General features: G+C 48.2%; 16 protein-coding genes and 1 pseudogene. 14 read left to right on the forward strand and 3 right to left on the reverse strand.

From position 1 onward, the window contains the following. Positions 1-6: 6 nt before the first annotated feature. Together BBG47_RS30720 and BBG47_RS30725 are read left to right on the forward strand one after the other, a co-directional pair. Positions 7-324, forward strand: a complete 318-nt coding sequence (locus BBG47_RS30720; protein ID WP_065292340.1) for a hypothetical protein — start codon at positions 7-9, stop codon at positions 322-324. Beyond that, complete coding sequence (locus tag BBG47_RS30725; protein ID WP_065292341.1) at positions 318-569, forward strand: hypothetical protein; 252 nt, start codon at positions 318-320, stop codon at positions 567-569. The genes BBG47_RS30720 and BBG47_RS30725 overlap by 7 nt, the downstream gene beginning before the upstream one ends. Positions 570-847: 278 nt before the next feature. Here the strand turns inward: BBG47_RS30725 and BBG47_RS14920 are convergent, their stop codons facing one another. Continuing rightward, entirely contained in the window at positions 848-2,056 is a 1,209-nt protein-coding gene (locus tag BBG47_RS14920) for an MGDG synthase family glycosyltransferase (protein WP_065292342.1), read from the reverse strand. Positions 2,057-2,373: 317 nt separating this feature from the next. Here BBG47_RS14920 and BBG47_RS14925 point away from each other — a divergent pair, with 317 nt between their 5' ends. The 11 genes and pseudogenes from BBG47_RS14925 to BBG47_RS14975 all read left to right on the forward strand — a co-directional run bounded on the left by BBG47_RS14925 (position 2,374) and on the right by BBG47_RS14975 (position 16,215). After that, positions 2,374-3,078 carry a response regulator transcription factor gene (locus BBG47_RS14925; RefSeq protein WP_065292343.1) on the forward strand — a complete coding sequence of 235 codons (705 nt, stop codon included), beginning with the start codon at positions 2,374-2,376 and terminating at the stop codon, positions 3,076-3,078. Between the two features lie 9 nt (positions 3,079-3,087). After that, positions 3,088-4,023 (forward strand): sensor histidine kinase, encoded by a 936-nt coding sequence (locus BBG47_RS14930; RefSeq protein ID WP_217492506.1) that lies wholly within the window; start codon positions 3,088-3,090, stop codon positions 4,021-4,023. Positions 4,024-4,269: 246 nt separating this feature from the next. Next, the gene (locus tag BBG47_RS14935) at positions 4,270-5,193 is read left to right on the forward strand and encodes an ABC transporter ATP-binding protein (RefSeq protein ID WP_065292345.1); all 924 of its coding nucleotides are present in this window, start codon (positions 4,270-4,272) and stop codon (positions 5,191-5,193) included. Next, entirely contained in the window at positions 5,186-5,875 is a 690-nt protein-coding gene (locus BBG47_RS14940) for an ABC transporter permease (RefSeq protein ID WP_083189315.1), read from the forward strand. The genes BBG47_RS14935 and BBG47_RS14940 overlap by 8 nt, the downstream gene beginning before the upstream one ends. Before the next feature lie 375 nt (positions 5,876-6,250). Beyond that, positions 6,251-7,653: pseudogene (locus BBG47_RS14945) on the forward strand (cytochrome ubiquinol oxidase subunit I). Then, on the forward strand, positions 7,640-8,656 hold the full coding sequence (gene cydB / locus BBG47_RS14950; protein ID WP_065292347.1) for a cytochrome d ubiquinol oxidase subunit II: 1,017 nt from the start codon (positions 7,640-7,642) through the stop codon (positions 8,654-8,656). The pseudogene BBG47_RS14945 and the gene cydB overlap by 14 nt, the downstream one beginning before the upstream one ends. After that, the gene (cydD, locus tag BBG47_RS14955; RefSeq protein ID WP_065292348.1) at positions 8,656-10,386 is read left to right on the forward strand and encodes a thiol reductant ABC exporter subunit CydD; all 1,731 of its coding nucleotides are present in this window, start codon (positions 8,656-8,658) and stop codon (positions 10,384-10,386) included. The genes cydB and cydD overlap by 1 nt, the downstream gene beginning before the upstream one ends. Next, positions 10,383-12,146 (forward strand): thiol reductant ABC exporter subunit CydC, encoded by a 1,764-nt coding sequence (gene cydC, locus BBG47_RS14960; RefSeq protein ID WP_065292349.1) that lies wholly within the window; start codon positions 10,383-10,385, stop codon positions 12,144-12,146. Before cydD ends, cydC begins: the two co-directional genes overlap by 4 nt. Positions 12,147-12,625: 479 nt before the next feature. Further along, positions 12,626-13,189 carry an alkyl hydroperoxide reductase subunit C gene (gene ahpC / locus BBG47_RS14965; RefSeq protein ID WP_021257326.1) on the forward strand — a complete coding sequence of 188 codons (564 nt, stop codon included), beginning with the start codon at positions 12,626-12,628 and terminating at the stop codon, positions 13,187-13,189. 14 nt (positions 13,190-13,203) lie between these two features. After that, positions 13,204-14,733 carry an alkyl hydroperoxide reductase subunit F gene (gene ahpF / locus BBG47_RS14970; protein ID WP_065292350.1) on the forward strand — a complete coding sequence of 510 codons (1,530 nt, stop codon included), beginning with the start codon at positions 13,204-13,206 and terminating at the stop codon, positions 14,731-14,733. A 255-nt stretch (positions 14,734-14,988) separates the two neighbouring features. Beyond that, positions 14,989-16,215, forward strand: coding sequence for a Bcr/CflA family efflux MFS transporter (locus BBG47_RS14975; RefSeq protein ID WP_083189317.1), 1,227 nt, complete (start codon positions 14,989-14,991; stop codon positions 16,213-16,215). A gap of 163 nt (positions 16,216-16,378) precedes the next feature. On the opposite strand, the gene BBG47_RS14980 is transcribed toward BBG47_RS14975, so the two are convergent. Together BBG47_RS14980 and BBG47_RS14985 are read right to left on the reverse strand one after the other, a co-directional pair. Next, the gene (locus tag BBG47_RS14980) at positions 16,379-17,998 is read right to left on the reverse strand and encodes a PTS sugar transporter (protein ID WP_083189318.1); all 1,620 of its coding nucleotides are present in this window, start codon (positions 17,996-17,998) and stop codon (positions 16,379-16,381) included. Between the two features lie 310 nt (positions 17,999-18,308). Beyond that, the gene (locus BBG47_RS14985; protein ID WP_065292351.1) at positions 18,309-18,851 is read right to left on the reverse strand and encodes a cob(I)yrinic acid a,c-diamide adenosyltransferase; all 543 of its coding nucleotides are present in this window, start codon (positions 18,849-18,851) and stop codon (positions 18,309-18,311) included. 150 nt (positions 18,852-19,001) lie between these two features. Here BBG47_RS14985 and BBG47_RS29460 point away from each other — a divergent pair. Beyond that, on the forward strand, positions 19,002-19,508 hold a 507-nt coding region (locus BBG47_RS29460), incomplete at its 3' end, for a spore germination protein (RefSeq protein ID WP_254659830.1).

A 19,508-nucleotide genomic window follows, 5' to 3' on the forward strand; every position in this document is an offset into this window, starting at 1 on the left:
TGTACCGTGTTTAAACGTTTTGGAATGAAGGCATTGTCGCTGGTCACCGCAATTGCAGTTGCTGTGTTCTCGTGGGGGAGCGCGGCAAGTGCAGCAGCAAGTCAAGCAAGCTTGCCAGTTAGTGCTGAAATTTCACAGGCTGATCCGAATTTCGTTGAAGTGGAAAAAGCTCTTGCTGCAATCGAAAGAATACCTGATGATGTCATTGAGCGCGGTCCGGAAGCGATCATGGAGTGGTTTAATACGAATACGGAGTTTCGAATCTCCGAATATACATCAAGCGGAACTTTTGGCTGCATATCTGCTGTAGGGGGGCTTTGGTAGGTCTTATTTTTGCACCAGCCAAAATTGCAAAAATAAAAGACGCCATTAAAGCGGGCGGCGGAACCGTGAAGTTCGTGACAAAGGTCCTGGAAACCTACAAAGTGGCCAAAGGAATGGGCTTGTCTACGATGGAGGCTATCAAAATGGGTGTGCAAGATGCAGCCAAAACTGCCGGTCAGGAAATAATAGACGCTTTATTGGGTCTTTTTGGTGCAGGAGCAATCTATTCCGCTTGTTTTGAATAAAATCGGACTTATACATATAGGCCTCACGCGGTGAGGTCTATTTTTTATTCGGTCAAATCACTCCCCCTTTTTTATTAGATCATATTATTACACTGTCTCTATATGACTCCTAACAAATTTCGTGAAAGATAGAATCTGATGGTTATTCATATGATATGTGATCGTGCAGTATAAAGCAAAATGCCAGGTGCATGGCTCTAAAAAAAGAGCTATTCTGCTTTATACGTAGTATAAAGCGAATAGCCCTATGCGGTAGGTGAAGAAAGCAAATTGAAAAGTTACACAATTGTCTCGTTCAGCCATTGGTCCATTGTGTGGCGTCGCGATAAGGAGTATCTCTGGGCATTCACGATCGCATCCATCGCATGGAATGGGGAACGTGGAGCCTCTTCTTGCGCGCGCTCTCGCATCCATTGCAGTGTCTCCGGATGTCGGGAGAAGATCGACAACTGCGCAACCAATTCTTCTGCATCCTCCGCACAGCAGGCAACCCCACTGCGCAGCAAGTAGCGAATGTTATCCTGTTCTTGACCAGGAAGTGGCTTATAGACGAGCAGTGGCAGCTGTTGGACAACTGCCTCGGAGGTAGTAACACCGCCGGATTTCGTAATCATTAGGTCGGACATCGCCATATATTCGTGCACAGGCTTCACATAGCCTTCAATACGAACATGCAGCGGGCTGGATTCGGCCCAGCGTTCTAATTGTGAACGAAGCTTATCGTTGCTGCCACAAATGATGATAAATTGCATATCCTGTGCCCATCCAGCTTGCTCAATGACATCCAACATGGATGGATCCATCAAACCGCAGCCACCACCCATCAGAAGAACGGTCAGCTTGGAGGAATCAAGTCCGTACTTCTTGCGCAGTTCTGTCTTCGAATAGGATTCATAGAAGGCTGGACGAACCGGAATTCCCGTCACCTGAATGCGGGATTGAGGAACACCCTGCTCAATCAATTGCGTCTTGGCATCTTCAGAGCCAGCTAAATATAAATCTGTATAGGGATGCAGCCAGAAGCTGTGATCTGTATGGTCAGTAATGACCGTGACAGCTGGGCAATCAATCATGCCGCGCTCCTTCAGCTTCGATACTGCTGCACTGGCAGCAGGGAACGTACTGACAATGACAGTTGGCTTCATCTGCTCTACGAGCTTTATCAGCGGGCGCAAGCTTGTGAAGCGAACTCCCTTCAATAATTGTGCAAGCTTGCGATCCTTGCGAGTCATATTGAACAAGTACCCGTACATGCTAGGGAACAGCTTCACCCATTGTACGAAGCAATACGTGCCGACACTGTGCAAGTGAGGAGATACCTGCTCCATATAATCAACAACGTGTACATCTGCTTCTGTACCGTACCAGCGTTCAGCCGTTTCTTTAATTGCTTGTGCAGTCTGCATATGGCCGTGGCCAATCGAGCCTGATAGTACAAGCACCTTCGCCCTGCCCGGTGTGGACGGTGCTTCCATCCGTTCGAACATGTTCATAACACTCCTTCGCCGTAGTTGAGTCTTCGTCTATATATTCGATTGCGCTGAGCTGCCAATCGTTTCCTTGTTATCTGGTACTAATATCGTATCCTAACTCCTCATTCATGAAAATGGCCCTCAGTTCGGTTATATCCTAGACCTGAGTCGGGCATGCTGTCCGGACTCTATTCCAGTTCTATCCGCTATTGGTCCTATTTATGGGGATTTTCAGCTTTTTTTATTACTTACCTTTTCCAATGGGATTTGACCCAAAATTAAGTAATTGTTCTATAATGAACGAGAAGGTCTGAGAAAGGTGTGAGTCTGGCATGCAGCATAAGCTGTTGATCGTAGAAGATGACGCTTCTATTGTAGAAATGGTATCGGATTATTTGAGTAGGGAAGGATTTTATGTAGTGACCGCAAGCAATGGTGAAGAAGGCATGGCCAAGTTCACCTCTGACACATACGATATGATGATTGTCGATCTGATGATGCCGAAGCTGGATGGGTTTGAGATGATTAAGCTTGTTCGAGAGCGGAGCGCAATCCCTATTCTCATTATGTCCGCGAAGGACAGCGATGTAGACAAGGCACTCGGACTTGGCTTCGGCGCAGATGATTATATCGCGAAGCCCTTCTCGATGATAGAGATCTCTGCGAGAATCAAGGCGGCAATTAGACGCGCTACGAAGTACGTTCAGATCGATACGGTGAAGCCGATGCCCGAACAGAACGTCATTCAGGCAGGTCAACTGCTAATCGATCTTGATAATTATCTTGTACAGAAGCAAGAAGAAACTATGAAACTCACTTCCAAAGAATTCGATATTTTAAAGTTATTCGTAACCAACCCGAATCGTGTGTTCACAAAAGCACAAATATATGGATTTGTATGGAACGATGAATACTATGGCGATGAAAATGTCATTAACGTTCACATTCGCCGGCTGCGGGAGAAGATTGAGGACGATCCGTCGAATCCTATCCATATTAAGACCTTGTGGGGGATTGGCTACAAGTGGGAAGGTTGAGCAATGATGATAACGGGCCTTTTATCTATATGTATGGTAATCCTGTTGATCGTAGTCTACACGCAGCATGTGAATCATTCAAGACGAAATAAGCAATTAACAGAAATTCAAAAGAAGTTGGAACATATTCATCGGACACAATCTGCCGAGAAGCTTCTGCTGTTTACGGATGATAAGCAGATTATTGGGGTCATTGAGCAAATAAATGAATTACTGGTCGATCATGAGAAGGCACTGGCGAATTACGCGAAGACGGAGATCGCGATGAGGAAGATGATATCGAACATCTCTCATGATCTGAAGACCCCGCTTACTGTTGTACTTGGTTACTTGGAGACGCTGAATCTGAGCAGTGAGCGCATTAGTGACGAAGAACGGAATCGCCTGCTCACACGGGTGCATGGCAAGACGGTAGAAGTGATCGAGCTTATACATACCTTTTTTGATTTAGCGAAGCTGGAATCTGGGGACAAGCATGTCGAGCTGACTCGAGTCGATATGAGCGAGCTATGCCGCAAGAATATTCTCCAATTTTATGAGCGGCTTACAAAGAAGGGGTTCGAGGTTGATATTCAGATTCCGGAAGCCTCTCTTTATGCGAGGGGAAATGAAGACGCACTGGATCGCATGCTGAACAATCTCATTTCCAATGCCATAGAGTATGGGGCTGATGGCTGTGTGCTGGGCATAGCCCTGCGCAGTGATGATACGCATCTATTCGTAGATGTATGGGATCGTGGCAAGGGGATTCCTGAACAGCACCAAGACCGTGTATTTGAGCGCATGTATACATTGGAGGATTCCCGCAACAAAAATTACGAAGGCAGCGGATTGGGGTTAACGATCACGAAGCGGCTCGCTGAATCAATGGGCGGTTCGATAGAACTTCATAGTAAGCCGTATAAGAAAACGACTTTTACAATTAAGCTCCTGCGAATATCTTGAGGTATTCTACGAGAAACCGATTGGTGCTGGCTGAGAATGAATAGACGGTTCAGGTCTATTATCGTCGAAGGAAGGGTTACAAGGTTCGAAGAGATTTGCTGTGCTGTAGCCAGTATGGCACTCTGCGGACCTTATTTGTATGTCAAGACGGAAAGAACGTAAGGAATTCGTAAGGATTAGGTAAGAAATAAGAAATAGCTCATCGATACAATGAGGATATCAGAAGAGATGAGAGGGGTAAATGAAATGACCTTCCTTATACGGACGCATCGTTTGACGAAGAATTATCAGGGCAAAGATGTCGTATCGAATGTGAGCATGAATATTAAGAAGGGCGAGATATACGGATTCCTTGGCCCCAATGGCGCGGGGAAGACGACGATTATGAAAATGATGACAAATCTCGTGCAGCCAACGAGCGGTGAGATTGAGATGTTCGGCGAGAAGATGACGCCCTCATCCTATTCCTTGCTATCTCGCATGGGAACGATTATTGAGCAGCCGATCTTCTATGATCGCCTTACTGCGCAAGAGAATCTGGAGCTTCATTGCGATTACATGGGCTACCATAATAAGCAGGCGATTGGGGAAGCATTGGAACTGGTAGGGCTGAACGGCATTGAACGCAAGCAGGTGAAGGACTTCTCCCTCGGGATGAAGCAGCGTCTAGGCATCGCGCGGGCCATATCGATCAAGCCAGAGCTGTTGCTCCTGGATGAGCCGATCAATGGTCTTGACCCAATTGGGATTAAGGAGATACGTGACCTATTCAAGAAGCTGTCACGCGAGTTCGGTATTACGCTCTTGATCTCCAGCCACATCTTAGGGGAAATGGAGTTGGTTGCAGACACGATCGGTGTCATTAACCATGGGGTGCTGTTGGAGGAAGTGCCAATGGAGCGGGTCCGGGCGCAGCAGTCTGAATTCATTGAGGTCATCACTGATAATGCGAGCAAGGCAGCCTATGTGCTTGAAGAAGTCATGCATATTTCGAATTTCCGCATTACAGACAACCGGATCATCCGTATCTATCAATCGGGGGTGTCTCAGCAAGATATTACGAAGGCATTTGTTATGAACGATGTCATGGTTGAGTCTGTCCATAAGAAGCATCATTCCTTGGAGGATTACTTTATGAAGCTGTTGAATGGAGGGGCTGCTCGTGAATAAGCTCATTCGACTGGAACTGAAGAAATTCCGGTTTGCTACCTATATACGTACGGCCATGTATGTCACGATCGGGATTTTCCTCTTTATTCTGCTTGGAATCTATGGAGATACAAGCGATATCGCGTTCCATGATATATCCGAGGTATTCAGTATCATCGATACGTTTGTGAAGGTAGCCTTCATTATTACGGCCTCGGTATTGCTAAGCCGGATGGTTATTGATGAGTTCAAGAGCAAGTCTATAACGGTCATGTTCATGTACCCGATTCCACGGAAAAAGCTCATGACAGCTAAGCTGATCATTGTGGTCTTGTACACCTTCATTGCCATTATTCTATCAAATATTGTACTAATCAGTGGATTCCTCTTATACAATTCTTATGCGCACACTGTACCTGGCACGGCGACAATAAGTATGGTCGCGCATCAAGTGACAACTAGTGTTATCAACTCTTTAGCAGCCAGCTGCTTAAGTCTGATTCCATTATGGTTCGGCATGCGCAAATATTCAGCGGCGGCGACCATTACGAGCTCCATTCTAATTGCAGGCTTTCTAGGCTCGTCGACTGGCGGATTTACTCTGTGGTCCATTATTGCAGTGCCATTTGCTTTTGCTGCGCTTGGTATAGTGATTGGTTACTTGACGATTCGCAAGATTGATACGATCGACCTGTATAAATAAAAATAGATGCAGTGAAATACATTGTTGTGACAGCAATGTGACATGCCCAAATTCGTGACAAATTTCAGAATAACTTTTGGTAAAAAGGTGCAGCACACTGCGGGCTGCTTGTAAAGAGGAAAGAAGGCACAATGTCTTTTTTCTTCTTTTTTTCACTTTTTTTCGACATATTTGTGAAATTCGACACAATGTTCTTATTTTGATCAAGTAATTGCTTTAAAATTGTGATTAATATCACATTGCAGCGTTTCTGTATCTGACAGAATACAACTGGAACATGTAATCAACGTCATTGATCCCGTGTTCGACGCAGGCATTACAGCCTATTCAGCATAGGAATTGAGAGTATAAATAGAAAGGTGGAAGGACAACGATATGTGGGATACGATCTTATTATCGCGCATTCAGTTTGCATCGACGACGATTTTTCACTTCTTCTTCGTACCGGTATCGATTGGTCTAGCATTGCTCATCGCAATGATGGAGACGATGTATGTCGTCAAGGGAAATGAAGAGTACAAGAAGATGACGAAGTTCTGGGGGAAGCTGTTCCTCATTAACTTCGGTGTCGGTGTTGTCACAGGTATTATTCAGGAATTCCAGTTCGGGATGAACTGGTCGAACTATTCTCGCTTCGTCGGAGACGTGTTCGGTGCGCCGCTTGCGATTGAAGCATTGCTGGCATTCTTTATGGAATCAACGTTTATCGGATTATGGATATTTGGATGGGATCGCTTATCGAAGAAGGTGCACTGCTTGTGCATTTGGCTTGTAGCCATCGGTACAACGTTGTCCGCCTTGTGGATCTTGGCGGCGAACTCCTTCATGCAGCGTCCGGTCGGATTCGAGATTAACAATGGCCGTGCGGAAATGAACGATTTCTTCGCGCTGCTGACAAATGGTCAGCTGCTTGTTGAATTCCCGCATACGATTTTCGGTGCATTTGCAACAGGAGCGTTCCTCATCACTGGGGTGAGTGCTTATAAACTGCTGAAGAAGCAGGACGTTTCTTTCTTCCAAAAATCGTTCAAGATTGGTGTTATCGTAGCTACGGTCTCTTCCATTCTGGTTGCGGTTTTCGGTCACCAGCAGGCACAATATTTGATGCATACCCAACCAATGAAGATGGCGGCAAGTGAAGGCTTATGGGAAACAAGTGGCGACCCTGCGCCGTGGACGGTATTTGCAGCAATCAATACAGACAAGCAAGAGAACAGCATGGAATTCAAAGTTCCATACTTGCTTAGCTTCCTATCTTATAGTAAGTTCTCCGGCGAAGTCCGCGGGATGAAGGAATTGCAAGCGGAATATGAACAACTGTATGGCCCAGGCGATTACATTCCACCGGTGAAGACAACATTCTGGAGCTTCCGCATCATGGTTCTTGCCGGAACATTGATGATTCTGCTTGGCATGTATGGCTGGTTCTTGGCAGCACGCAAGAAGCTGGGCAATCCGAATAAGTGGTTTATGCGTTTCATGCTCTATGCAATCTCATTGCCGTTCATTGCGAATACAGCAGGTTGGATTATGACGGAAATTGGTCGTCAGCCATGACGGTATTCGGTCTCATGCGGACAGAAGACAGTATTTCGCCGAGCGTGTCGGGCGGTCAAGTGCTATTCTCGCTTATCGCATTCTCGACAATTTACACCGTACTTGCTATCGTGCTTGTGTATTTGTTCGTTCGTGTCATCAAAAAGGGTCCGAATGAAGTGTTGAAGGCAGAACATTCGAATGACCCGTTTGATCAGGAGGGACAACATGTTATCTCTTAATGAATTGTGGTTTCTACTAGTTGGAGTGTTATTTGTCGGATTCTTCTTCTTGGAAGGCTTCGACTTCGGTGTCGGCATGTCGACAAAGTTCTTGGCCCGTACAGATGGAGAGAAACGCGTATTAATCAACTCGATCGGTCCATTCTGGGATGCCAATGAAGTATGGCTGCTTACGGCCGGCGGGGCGATGTTCGCAGCATTCCCGAACTGGTATGCTACGCTGTTCAGCGGATATTATACGCCGCTTGTCGTTGTACTGCTTGCATTGATCGGACGCGGTGTCGCATTCGAATTCCGCGGCAAGAAAGAGACAGAACGCTGGAAGAAGTCCTGGGACTGGGCGATCTTCTTGGGAAGTCTGCTTCCTCCATTCTTGTTCGGGGTAGTATTCGCGGGTCTGATTCAAGGCTTGCCAATTGACGGCCAGATGGAAATGAAGGCTGGACTGTTCGATATGGTGAATGTGTACACGTTGCTTGGCGGGGTAACCGTGACGGTACTATGTCTCGTGCATGGCTTGATGTTCACAACACTGCGCACAATTGGCTCCTTGCAGGAGCGCGCTCGTAAGCAAGCGAAGATGCTGCTTGTGCCTTTGGCGGTATTGCTTGTTGCTTTCGGTGCTATGACGTACTTCAAGACGGATGTATTTGAGGTTCGTGGTGGGATCTTAGCGGCTGTCGCTGTAGTTGGAGTTATTGTCTATTTGCTCGCTGGCTACTTCATGGCGAAGAAGCGCGATGGCTGGGCATTTGGCATGACAGGCGGGGTTATCATTCTATCGATCGCATCAGTCTTTATCGGATTATTCCCGCGTGTTATGATTAGCTCGATTGATAAGGCATTTGACTTAACGATTCATAACGCAGCTTCTGGGCAATACTCATTGAAAGTGATGACGATCGTAGCTGTAACCTTGCTGCCGTTCGTGCTAGGATATCAAATTTGGAGTTATTTCGTCTTTCATAAACGGCTTCACGAGAAGGAGCATTTAGAATACTAATGGATAAAAATTTGCTCAAGTATGAAGGGGCAAGGCCGACGATGTTCATCATTGCCGTCCTTACTCTTGTGCAAACACTATCCATCATAGGTCTGGCAATCAAGCTGGCGGAGGTTATCTCCGCCCTGTTTGCCGGCGCGCCGTTGCAGGAACAAGCCGCAAATATGGGTCTGTTCCTGCTTGCGTTTACCGTCCGTCAAGTGACGACCTTGCTTATGCAGAAGGTAGCCTACAACTTCGCCGAGAAGACAGGGGTAAACTTGCGGCGTCAGTTGATGGATAAGTTGTTCCAGTATGGACCTCGCTTTGCCAAGTCAGAAGGTACGGGCAATCTCGTAACTCTTGTGCTTGAAGGGGTCTCCCAATTCCGCACGTATGTGGAACTGATTCTTCCTCGGATGATGGGTACGGGCATTACGCCAATTCTCATCCTATTCTATGTACTCACGCTAGATACGGCGTCCGGTATTATTTTGATTGTGACGCTGCCGATTTTGATTGTATTTCTGATACTGGTTGGGCTTGCTGCGCGCAAGCAGATGGATCGACAATGGGAGTCGTACCGCATTTTATCGAACCACTTTGTCGATGCGCTTCGAGGCTTGGAGACGCTTCGTTTTCTGGGGCAGAGCCGCAAGCACAGTGATACGATTGGGCAAGTGAGTGACAAGTATCGCTCTGCGACAATGCGTACGCTTCGTGTTGCTTTTCTCTCCTCCTTCGCCCTTGACTTCTTTACGATGTTATCCGTTGCCTCTGTAGCAGTCGGCCTGGGTCTTCGTCTTATTAATGGAGAAATGACATTGGTGACGGGGCTTACGGTGCTGATTCTAGCCCCTGAGTATTTCCTGCCTGTTCGCATGGTTGGCGCGGATTATCACGCGACATTGAACGGGAAAGAAGCTGGAAAAGCAATTGATGCGATCATTAAACATGAAACTGAAGTAGGAGAAAGTGCCTCACAGCTTCCGTCCTCTCTTATTTGGACGAAGGATAGCACAATCGCCTTGTCCGGTATAGGTGTGAAGCATGAAGCGGATGGACCGTCTTCACTGAAGGATGTAGCGTGTGAGGTGACGGGGCTTTTGAAAGTCGGCATTGTCGGCGAGAGCGGGGCGGGCAAGTCTACGCTCATTGATGTGCTTGGCGGTTTCCTTCGTCCGACATCAGGACAGTTCACCTTGAACGGCGTGGATGTGCCATCGCTTGATGAGGAAGCTTGGCGTCAGCTGACGACTTATATTCCTCAGCATCCGTATCTTTTCAACGTGTCGCTCGCGGACAATATCCGATTCTATGCGCCTGAAGCTTCTGATGAAGAAGTGGATCGCGCCCTTGCAGCCGCTGGTTTGTCTACATTGACTGCTGAGCTGCCAAATGGTCGGGATGAGCTTATTGGCAATGGAGGCCGCTCTCTTAGCGGCGGACAGGAGCAGCGTGTGGCGCTTGCTCGTGCATTCCTGAGCGACAGACCGATTATGATGCTGGATGAGCCTACGGCCCATCTGGATATTGAGACAGAATATGAGCTGAAGCAGACGATGCTATCGCTGTTCGAAGGCAAGCTGGTCTTCCTTGCGACGCATCGCCTGCATTGGATGGAAGATATGGATTGGATTATCGTCATGGATCATGGAAAGGTAGCAGAGGCAGGTACGCACCAGGAGCTGCTTGAACGCCAAGGCGTGTATTACAGCATGTTGATTTCGCAGCAGGAGGGGATATCATGACACGTGAACAGAATCAATGGCTGCGCCCTTATTTGCGGCGCTACTGCGGTCGCTTCGCGCTCATTATTTTCCTCGGCATGCTGACAGTACTGTGCGCGAGTGCGCTCATGTTCACCTCTGGATTCTTGATATCCAAATCAGCTGCACGTCCGGAGAACATCCTCATGGTGTATGTACCGATTGTGCTTGTGCGCACATTTGGTATTGGCAGAGCCGTCGTGCATTATGTAGAGCGGCTTGTAGGTCATGATGCCGTGCTTCGCATCTTATCGAAGATGCGTGTTCGCCTGTACCGGATTTTGGAGCCGCAAGCTTTATTCATTCGCTCCCGATTCCGCACAGGGGATGTGCTTGGCGTGCTGGCAGATGATATTGAACATTTGCAAAATGTCTATGTACGTACTATTTTTCCGAGCATTGTCGCGATTGTAATGTATGCGGCAGGGATCGCAGCCCTCGGCTGGTTCGATCTCCCGTTCGCACTGCTGATGGCACTATATATTGCCGTACTCGTCTTCATTCTGCCATGGATATCGCTATGGTTCACACGTCGGAAGCACCGCCTAATGAAGCAGGAGCGCAGCGGGCTATATCGGAAGCTGACGGATGCGGTACTTGGTATGAGCGATTGGGTCATTAGCGGCCGAGCTCCCCAATTCGTCGATTCGTATGAAACGGATGAGGCGCGAGTGGCCCGTATAGACCGAGATCTACGGATGTGGGCGCGGTGGCGGACACTCATTGCCCAGTCTGTCGTCGGCTTGACGGTCATTACGATGGTGTACTGGGCTGGCGGTCAAGCGGCTGATGGAAATATGCCTGCCGTCATGATTGCGGCGTTCGGCCTTGTTGTATTCCCTCTAATGGAAGCTTTCCTGCCGGTATCGGAAGCAGTAGAGAAGCTTCCTCAGTATGAAGATTCGTTAGAACGTCTGTCGGGCATGGGAGAGGCGCCTGTGGAACAAACTGTCGGCAGCGCAGCGAATGTGAAGCCAGAACTGCTGCAGCAAGCGCGCGAGTCTACCCATATCCGCTTGGATCAAGTCAGCTTCCGGCATGCAGGATCGGCCTCCTTAACGATTGATGGGGTATCACTTGATGTGCCGCAAGGCAAGAAGATTGCGCTTATCGGACGCAGCGGTGCCGGCAAGTCCACATTGTCTACCTTAATTCAAGGTGCGCTTATGCCGGAGTCTGGAAGCGTCATGATCAATAATGTTCGCGCTGACGAGTATGGTGAGCATATCCCAGAGATTCTGTCTGTGCTAAATCAACGTCCACATCTATTCGATACGACAGTAGCGAACAATATTCGTCTAGGACGGCGCAGTGCCTCGGATGAAGAGATTCGTCAGGTAGCGGAACAAGTGAAGCTGGATACACTTATTGCTTCTCTTCCGAGAGGGTATGATACGGCGATGATGGAGACCGGACAGCGCTTCTCCGGAGGGGAGCGGCAGCGTATCGCGCTGGCGCGCGTACTGCTTCAGCGTACGCCAGTCGTCATCCTCGATGAGCCGACAGTTGGTCTCGATCCGAAGACGGAGCGGGAGCTGCTGGCGACCATGTTCGAGACGATGAAGGGCAAATCGCTCATCTGGATTACCCACCATCTTGTTGGTGTTGAGCAGATGGATGAGATCGTATTTATCGAAAATGGCCAGGTGGAAATGCATGGTACGCATGCCGAGCTTATGGAGCAATATCCGCGCTACCGCAACTTGTATCATTTAGATCGCCCAGGCAAAGGGTTACTGTAATTTTCATAGCGTTTGAGGTTTTGTTTTGTATGCTTCTATATAGAAGAATTAGAAAAAGTCAGGGTAGCATCAGGGTGAGACTCTGGTGCTATTTTTTCAATATGAGTATTTTCTTTGCTATCGTTCCCGATGTTTTTCGTAAACAGGAAGGAAGATGGACAGGGTGATCGAATTTCTAATGAAGGAGATTGCTAACGGTTCAAATAGGGTAATAAATAAGTAGCATTGAACTGCAGCTCGGCATTCACCTGAGAATGAGAAATGAATACTTCGCCTTATTTAACAGCATAATGAAGAAGGTATGTCTGAATTATGACCTAATTGAGAAAGAATATCATTTTCACATTATAATTATTATAAAATAGCTTGACAGATTGAATCGTTTAGTTAATAATAATTATTATAAAGTGTGTTACTGAGTGTGTTGTTACCGACATGCTCTAAATAAACCATAAATCAAAGTAGAGGAGATAGTAACTATGTCACTTATCGGAAAAGAAGTACTGCCATTCAAAGCAAATGCATTCCAAAAAGGTCAATTCATCGAAGTTACAGAAGAGAACTTCAAAGGTAAATGGAGCGTAGTGTGCTTCTATCCAGCTGACTTCACATTTGTCTGCCCTACTGAGCTCGAAGACTTGCAAAACCAATATGCAGAGCTGAAGAAATTGGGTGTTGAAGTGTATTCCGTATCCACAGATACACACTTCACGCACAAAGCTTGGCATGAAAGCTCCCAGGCTATCGGCAAGGTTGAATATATTATGATCGGCGACCCATCCCATATCGTATCCCGCAACTTCGACGTATTGATCGAAGAAGCAGGTCTTGCAGACCGCGGTACGTTCATTATCGACCCAGATGGAATCATTCAAGCAGCTGAAATCAACGCTGGCGGCATCGGCCGTGATGCAAGTGCTCTTATCAACAAGATCAAAGCGGCACAATATGTTCGCAACAATCCAGGTGAAGTTTGCCCAGCGAAATGGCAAGAAGGCGGCAAAACATTGAAGCCAAGCCTTGACCTCGTGGGTAAAATCTAAGGAGTGTCCTTACAATGGCATTAGATCAAGATATCAAAGCACAACTAGAACAATATCTCCAGCTTCTTGAGGGAGATATTGTTCTCAAGGTCAGCGCTGGCTCTGATGATGCGTCTTCGGAGATGCTGTCCTTGGTGGAGGAACTCGCTGGCATGTCGTCTCGGATTACTGTGGAGAAGACACAGTTGTCCCGCACTCCAAGCTTTAGTGTGAACCGTGTAGGTGAAGATACAGGCGTTACTTTTGCCGGTACTCCGCTTGGTCATGAGTTTACCTCTTTGGTATTGGCTTTGCTGCAAGTGAGCGGAAGAGCTCCGAAGGTAGAGCAGAGTGTGATTGATCAAATTAAAAGCATTCGCGGCGAATATAAGTTTGAAACTTATATCAGCCTGAGCTGCCATAACTGTCCGGATGTTGTGCAGGCGCTGAACTTGATGAGCATTCTTAACCCTGGCATTTCGCACACGATGATTGACGGTGCCGTATTCAAGGAAGAGGTAGAGAGCAAGGATGTTATGTCTGTCCCTAGCGTATACCTGAACGGCGAATTCTTCGGCGGCGGACGTATGACCGTTGAAGAAATTCTGGCTAAGCTCGGTACAGCTCCAGATGCATCCGAGTTCGATAATAAAGATCCATTCGATGTTCTTGTTATCGGCGGCGGGCCTTCCGGTGCGAGTGCGGCGATTTATGCAGCACGCAAAGGGATCCGCACGGGTATCGTTGCAGAGCGCTTCGGCGGTCAGGTCAATGATACGCTTGGCATTGAGAACTTCATCAGTGTGAAATACACGGAAGGTCCTCAGCTCGTAGCGAATATTGAAAATCAAGTGAAAGAGTACAATATCGATGTCATGAAGCTTCAGCGTGCAAAACGCTTGGAGAAGAAGGATCTTATCGAAATTGAACTCGAAAACGGTGCTGTACTGAAAAGTAAGACCGTAATCGTATCGACAGGTGCCCGTTGGCGGAACATCGGCGTCCCTGGTGAAGCTGAGTTCAAGAACAAAGGGGTAGCTTACTGTCCACACTGTGACGGGCCTCTGTTCACAGGCAAAGATGTTGCAGTCGTTGGCGGCGGGAACTCTGGTATTGAGGCCGCAATTGACCTTGCAGGTATTGTGAAACATGTGACGGTACTTGAGTTCGCTCCAGAACTGAAAGCCGACGCTGTATTGCAAGACCGCTTGTACAGCCTACCGAATGTAACGGTATTGAAGAACGTGCAAACGTCAGAAATTACCGGTACAGATAAGGTTGACGGCATCTCCTATATCGATCGCGCTACGGGGGAGACGAAGCATGTTGAGCTGCAAGGTGTATTCGTACAAATCGGTCTTGTGCCGAACACAGACTGGTTAGCTGATACCGTTGAGCGCACTCGCATGGGTGAAATCGTAGTAGACAGCCATGGTGCAACAAGCGTACCTGGTGTATTTGCAGCCGGCGATTGCACGAATAGCCCATACAAGCAGATCATCATCTCGATGGGATCTGGTGCTACAGCAGCATTGGGTGCATTCGATTATCTCATTCGCAATTAATCGATATCATCATGAATAGATGCGCTTCTTGCCTCGTGGCAGGTCAAGCGAGCGGCGGCCCTCATTTCTTACATGAAGTGGGGGCTGTTGTTATTTGCCTATCAATACGGAACAGAGAGCTTTACAGGATTTAGGGTTGATTCGCTGTAATGTTGTAACTATAATGGTTACATGTATGTAGGTTGAAATTGACATATCTTGTATTGTTGGTTTCAGCGGTGATTACGATTGAAGAAAGGAAATGAAAAACCATCTATGAGTATACCTGTGCAACACAGTAATACGGCCTCAGCCATGTCTGCACCTACTCGGAAGCAGAGGCTGTCCATGGCCGTTATTCTTGGATCGATGACAGCGATTGGTCCGTTGTCGATTGATATGTATCTGCCTTCTTTGCCGATGTTGGCGAGTGACTTGCAGACGAGCACTTCCTTCGCGCAATTGAGCTTAACTGCCTGTCTCATGGGCTTAGCTCTTGGTCAGTTGATGCTGGGGCCCCTCAGTGACGCAAGAGGGCGCCGGAAGCCGCTGATCCTCTCACTCGCCATTTACGTGATAGCTTCTATTCTATGTGCTGTTGTTCCGTCCATAGGGGGCCTGATTGCTCTCCGCTTCATTCAGGGCATGGCTGGGTCTGGAGGCATTGTCATTGCCCGTGCCATGGTGCGCGACATGTATTCGGGCAGTGAACTGACGAAGTTCTTCTCCCTGCTCATGCTTATTAACGGTTTGGCTCCAATATTAGCGCCGATTGCTGGAGGGCAGCTGCTTAAGTTTACGACTTGGCATGGGGTGTTTATCGTGCTCGGCTTGCTCGGTCTGCTTATGATGATCGCCGCATGGTTCGGTTTGCCGGAGACACTTCAGCCTGAGCGCCGTTCTACCGGCGGTCTGCGCACGACGATGGCAACCTTCCGTACACTGCTGTCTGATCGTGAATTCATGGGATATGCCTGCACACAAGGCTTCGTTTTCGCTGCGATGTTCGGTTATATATCGGGATCACCCTTTGTGCTGCAGGAAATTTACGGCGCATCCCCGCAAGCATACAGCCTGTTTTTCGCACTCAATGGCCTTGGGCTCATCATTGCGACACAAATTACGGGTCGCTTGGCGTCTCGCTTCCATGAGAAGCGGCTCTTCATTGCAGGAATTGTTCAAACCGTTAGCGGTGGTTTGCTGCTCTTAGCTGCGATACTGCTGCAGGCACCGTTAATTGCAGTTGTCATCGCCCTGTTCATTGTTGTATCGAGTACAGGGGTGGTCAATACGGCAGGCTTCTCTCTAGCGATGCAAAGCCAAGGGGAGAGAGCGGGCAGCGCATCGGCTATGCTGGGCTTGATGTCCTTCATTGCAGGCTCGCTTGCTGCTCCGCTTGTCGGCATTGCCGGCAGCCATACAGCCGTTCCGATGGGTGTTGTTATTGCATGCTGCGGACTTGGCGCGGTACTGAGCTACTTGTTCATGATTCGCAAGCGGTAACGTCATAGACTTGTATCTTGTGCACAGTTGAACTCATATCATGTAATTTTTATTTATATGTATGTCCACATACAGAAGCGCTGGAGCAAGCGGAATGGTTCGCGAAGTCTCCAGCGCTTTTTAGTTTGGTGAAGGGTTGAAGGTTGTGATATGAATGCTTGGCTTATCCGGCAAGATTGTCGGTCTGCACCTCTTGCTTGGTCACATGCTCAAGCCGCTTGGATCTGCGTGACAGTTGGTTGACGGTCAAAGTAATCATGAAGGCAGATAAGAGGCTCCCGACCATCGCAACGATGAATCCAGTCATGTTATTGGATAACAGAGGCGCCATGAACGAAGGAACGTATGCGGTGCCTTGTACTTCGAACATTCCGACCAATAAGCCGCCCAGTCCTGCGGATACGATAGCACCGCCGAAGATGAATTTGTTCGAGAACATGAAGGGATACGCTGCTTCTACGAATGTGCCGAACCCGATATTAATCAGAAAGCCAGGTACGGCGACGGCTGCTTCTCCCTTATCGCGAGGGGCAATTATATTCGCTAACGTGATACCGGCAGACACCATGACAAGTCCAGCCATGTCTACAGCTCCAAGGAAGCTATTCCCGGTCCGCTCCATTTCGAGCAGGACAATGGGCAGGATGGCTGCATGATATACACCGCCTAGAATGGCAGGCCATATGAGCAGTCCAGCGAGCAGTCCGGCTAGTATTGAGCTTGTAGATACAGCTGCTTCCAGCAGCCAGCGAATACCTTCACCGGCTTGCAGGGCGATTGGAGCAATCATGAAATAGACGATAAGCCCAGAAATTAAGCCGGAGAGTCCGCCGGCGACAATGTTGACAGTTGTAGCAGGGAAGCGCCACTGCACACATTTACGAAAGAGGGCGTGCCCGAGCAGTCCAGCCCCAATTCCCCCAATGATTCCTCCAATAATGCCGCCCTCGACAGACATGACTCCAGCGATGATACCTGAGACGATGGATACCTCATCAAGATCCGAGATTTGCTTCGCTGCAATAGCTGCCAGTATGACAGGGAGCGCCTTGATCATAATGTCGAATATCTCGCTAAGTCCGGCCAGTGCAGGGATTTTACTTAAGGCAAGCAGCAGTGCCATCGCAATAAAGCCGGGCAGAGAGGCGAGCATAATGCCGCGTATGCTAATGCGTCTCCAGGGCGAGCCTTCTCCAGTTCTGCCAGATGTGGCATCAGCAGTTGCGCCGATAATTGGCCGATAGGTCAATCCCCAATGCTGACATAGTGTGGTCACGAACGTGACTGCTCTTGTACGATTCGTCGTTCCGGTCGTGCCAGACACGGCCAGCACATTCGCTCCCTTGGCACTGGTGAGAGCCATGGACGTGCCGCCAGTTCCTGTGATCGGCAGATTCATATCTATCGCTGCTTCCACGGCATATGCGTTGGTGCGGGTAGGATCTGCACTCATCATAATGAGTGCGCCAATACGACCCTGGCGAATCTGCGCCGCAATATCTTGATCCAATTGCGTGGCAACCTGATTGATCTCATCTAGTGATCCTTCTGCAAGTCGCTTCGGAGTCTGGAGCGACTCATTCCAGCCATACAGGGCAGCCTGCGTAGAGCCCTTGGCATTGTCCATTGATGCGTCTGCGCCGACGAATTGAATTGCCCCGCAGTTGATTTCGGCACTCTCCAATTGAATGACAAGTTCTTGGAGTAGCTTTAGAGGGTCTTTGCCCCCTGAGTTGTATAGGTTGCCTCCGCTGCTTCCGATGATTGCGATAGTTTTTCCCATAAACGATCCTCCTGTCTGCGGTGGAAAGAAGCTGTTTCATCTTTTTTTCTATATTATAGTAAAGTGGTAAATGGTTGAAGTAACAATCTATATGGTATGGAAAAAAGAGGGATAATTACCCTCATTTCAATAAAAAAATAGGCAAATTGTGCAATGAGGAATGATGGAAAGTAAGTCAGGGTCATCGGAGTGTTGCCGCGGTTTGCTAAGAGGGATGCAGGTAATAGAATAAGGCTGCTTGTCTCCAGGTAGAGATCGTAGGGACATGCAGCCTTGATGAAGGGAATAATCGAGAGATAGATAGAATGAATTAAAATTCAAGTCCCAGCACGGCAGGAATGCCTTCTTCGTAGTAATGCTTCACGGGCTGAATTTCCGATACGAGATCTGCAATTTCCATGATTTCCGGACAAGCTGAACGTCCTGTTATCACGATATTCAGATGCTCGCGACGATTTTTAATCACTTCGACGACCTCAGCCCTTGGCAGAACATCATCAATCGGGAAGCTTGTAATTGCAAGTGCGTTGTTCAATTCATCCAGTACGATGAGATCATAATCACCAGACTGGATCTCCTGCTTCGCAATCGCCCATGCCTGCTTGAATGCTTCACGATGCTCCTCCGGTGTCTTCAGCCAAGTAAATCCGATCCCCAGCTGTCTTACTTCAACACCCAGCTTCTCCAGCGAAGCCTGTTCTCCGTAAGAGCGCTTGGGACTCTTGATGAACTGGAGCATCAGTACCTTGAAGCCATGTCCAACCGCTCTGACGCATAGCCCGACTGCTGCTGTCGTCTTCCCTTTGCCATCACCTGTATATACGAGCGTCATTCCTCTGGTTCGTGTCGCCATGTTGGCTGTCCCTCCTGTATGAGCCGGCATGCATCTTTCCAGCGTGCTGGCATAATCTTGGTAGCATATATTACTCTCATAGTATCACTGAGGGGAAGGCCTGTCGACTAAGGGGGCGGGTATGAATCGACTGGCGGTTTAACTGGCTGAATGCACGGCAATACTGGAAAGCAGAATCTATGGCTGTCGGCGGAAGGCCAGCAGCACAACAAGCAGGCATGCGATCAACTGCAGAAGCGAGGAAGGACGTCTATGGATCAGCTGCAAGCAAGCTTACAACGCAATCTGGATTATATTCGGACGAAGCTCGGCAATAGCTCTGATATTGTGATTCGTGAATTGCGAGTTGGGGGCAAGGGCGAGCAAAGAATCGCATTAGTATATACGGATGGACTAGCCGACCAGGCGATTATAACTGATTTTATGATGGAGTCGCTCTTGAACGATAGTCAAATATTGCAAGGTGATAATTCCACACAGCAAGCAGATTCAGCTGCATCACAAGGTGCCATGGCCACGAACAGTAGGCCGGATCAGCTGGGAGGCTCGGGCGGATCTGCATGGTCTGTATCTGCACCTTCTACCGCCTCCTCGAACGGAGATCAATTAAGTTCCCAATTTAACTTACAACAAAGCTCGCAGCAAGGCCCGCAACAA

Origin of the sequence: Paenibacillus sp. KS1 (assembly GCF_001680695.1) — a bacterium.
GTDB classification, from domain to species: Bacteria; Bacillota; Bacilli; order Paenibacillales; family Paenibacillaceae; genus Paenibacillus_B; species Paenibacillus_B suaedae.

Coding starts and splice junctions, on each gene's coding strand:
- ahpF (WP_065292350.1), top strand. CDS start 13,204: ATGGCATTAGATCAAGATATCAAAGCACAACTAGAACAATATCTCCAG.
- BBG47_RS14935 (WP_065292345.1), top strand. CDS start 4,270: ATGACCTTCCTTATACGGACGCATCGTTTGACGAAGAATTATCAGGGC.
- BBG47_RS14980 (WP_083189318.1), bottom strand. CDS start 17,998: ATGGGAAAAACTATCGCAATCATCGGAAGCAGCGGAGGCAACCTATAC.
- ahpC (WP_021257326.1), top strand. CDS start 12,626: ATGTCACTTATCGGAAAAGAAGTACTGCCATTCAAAGCAAATGCATTC.
- BBG47_RS14925 (WP_065292343.1), top strand. CDS start 2,374: ATGCAGCATAAGCTGTTGATCGTAGAAGATGACGCTTCTATTGTAGAA.
- cydC (WP_065292349.1), top strand. CDS start 10,383: ATGACACGTGAACAGAATCAATGGCTGCGCCCTTATTTGCGGCGCTAC.
- cydB (WP_065292347.1), top strand. CDS start 7,640: ATGTTATCTCTTAATGAATTGTGGTTTCTACTAGTTGGAGTGTTATTT.
- BBG47_RS14920 (WP_065292342.1), bottom strand. CDS start 2,056: ATGTTCGAACGGATGGAAGCACCGTCCACACCGGGCAGGGCGAAGGTG.
- cydD (WP_065292348.1), top strand. CDS start 8,656: ATGGATAAAAATTTGCTCAAGTATGAAGGGGCAAGGCCGACGATGTTC.
- BBG47_RS14985 (WP_065292351.1), bottom strand. CDS start 18,851: ATGGCGACACGAACCAGAGGAATGACGCTCGTATATACAGGTGATGGC.
- BBG47_RS14975 (WP_083189317.1), top strand. CDS start 14,989: ATGAGTATACCTGTGCAACACAGTAATACGGCCTCAGCCATGTCTGCA.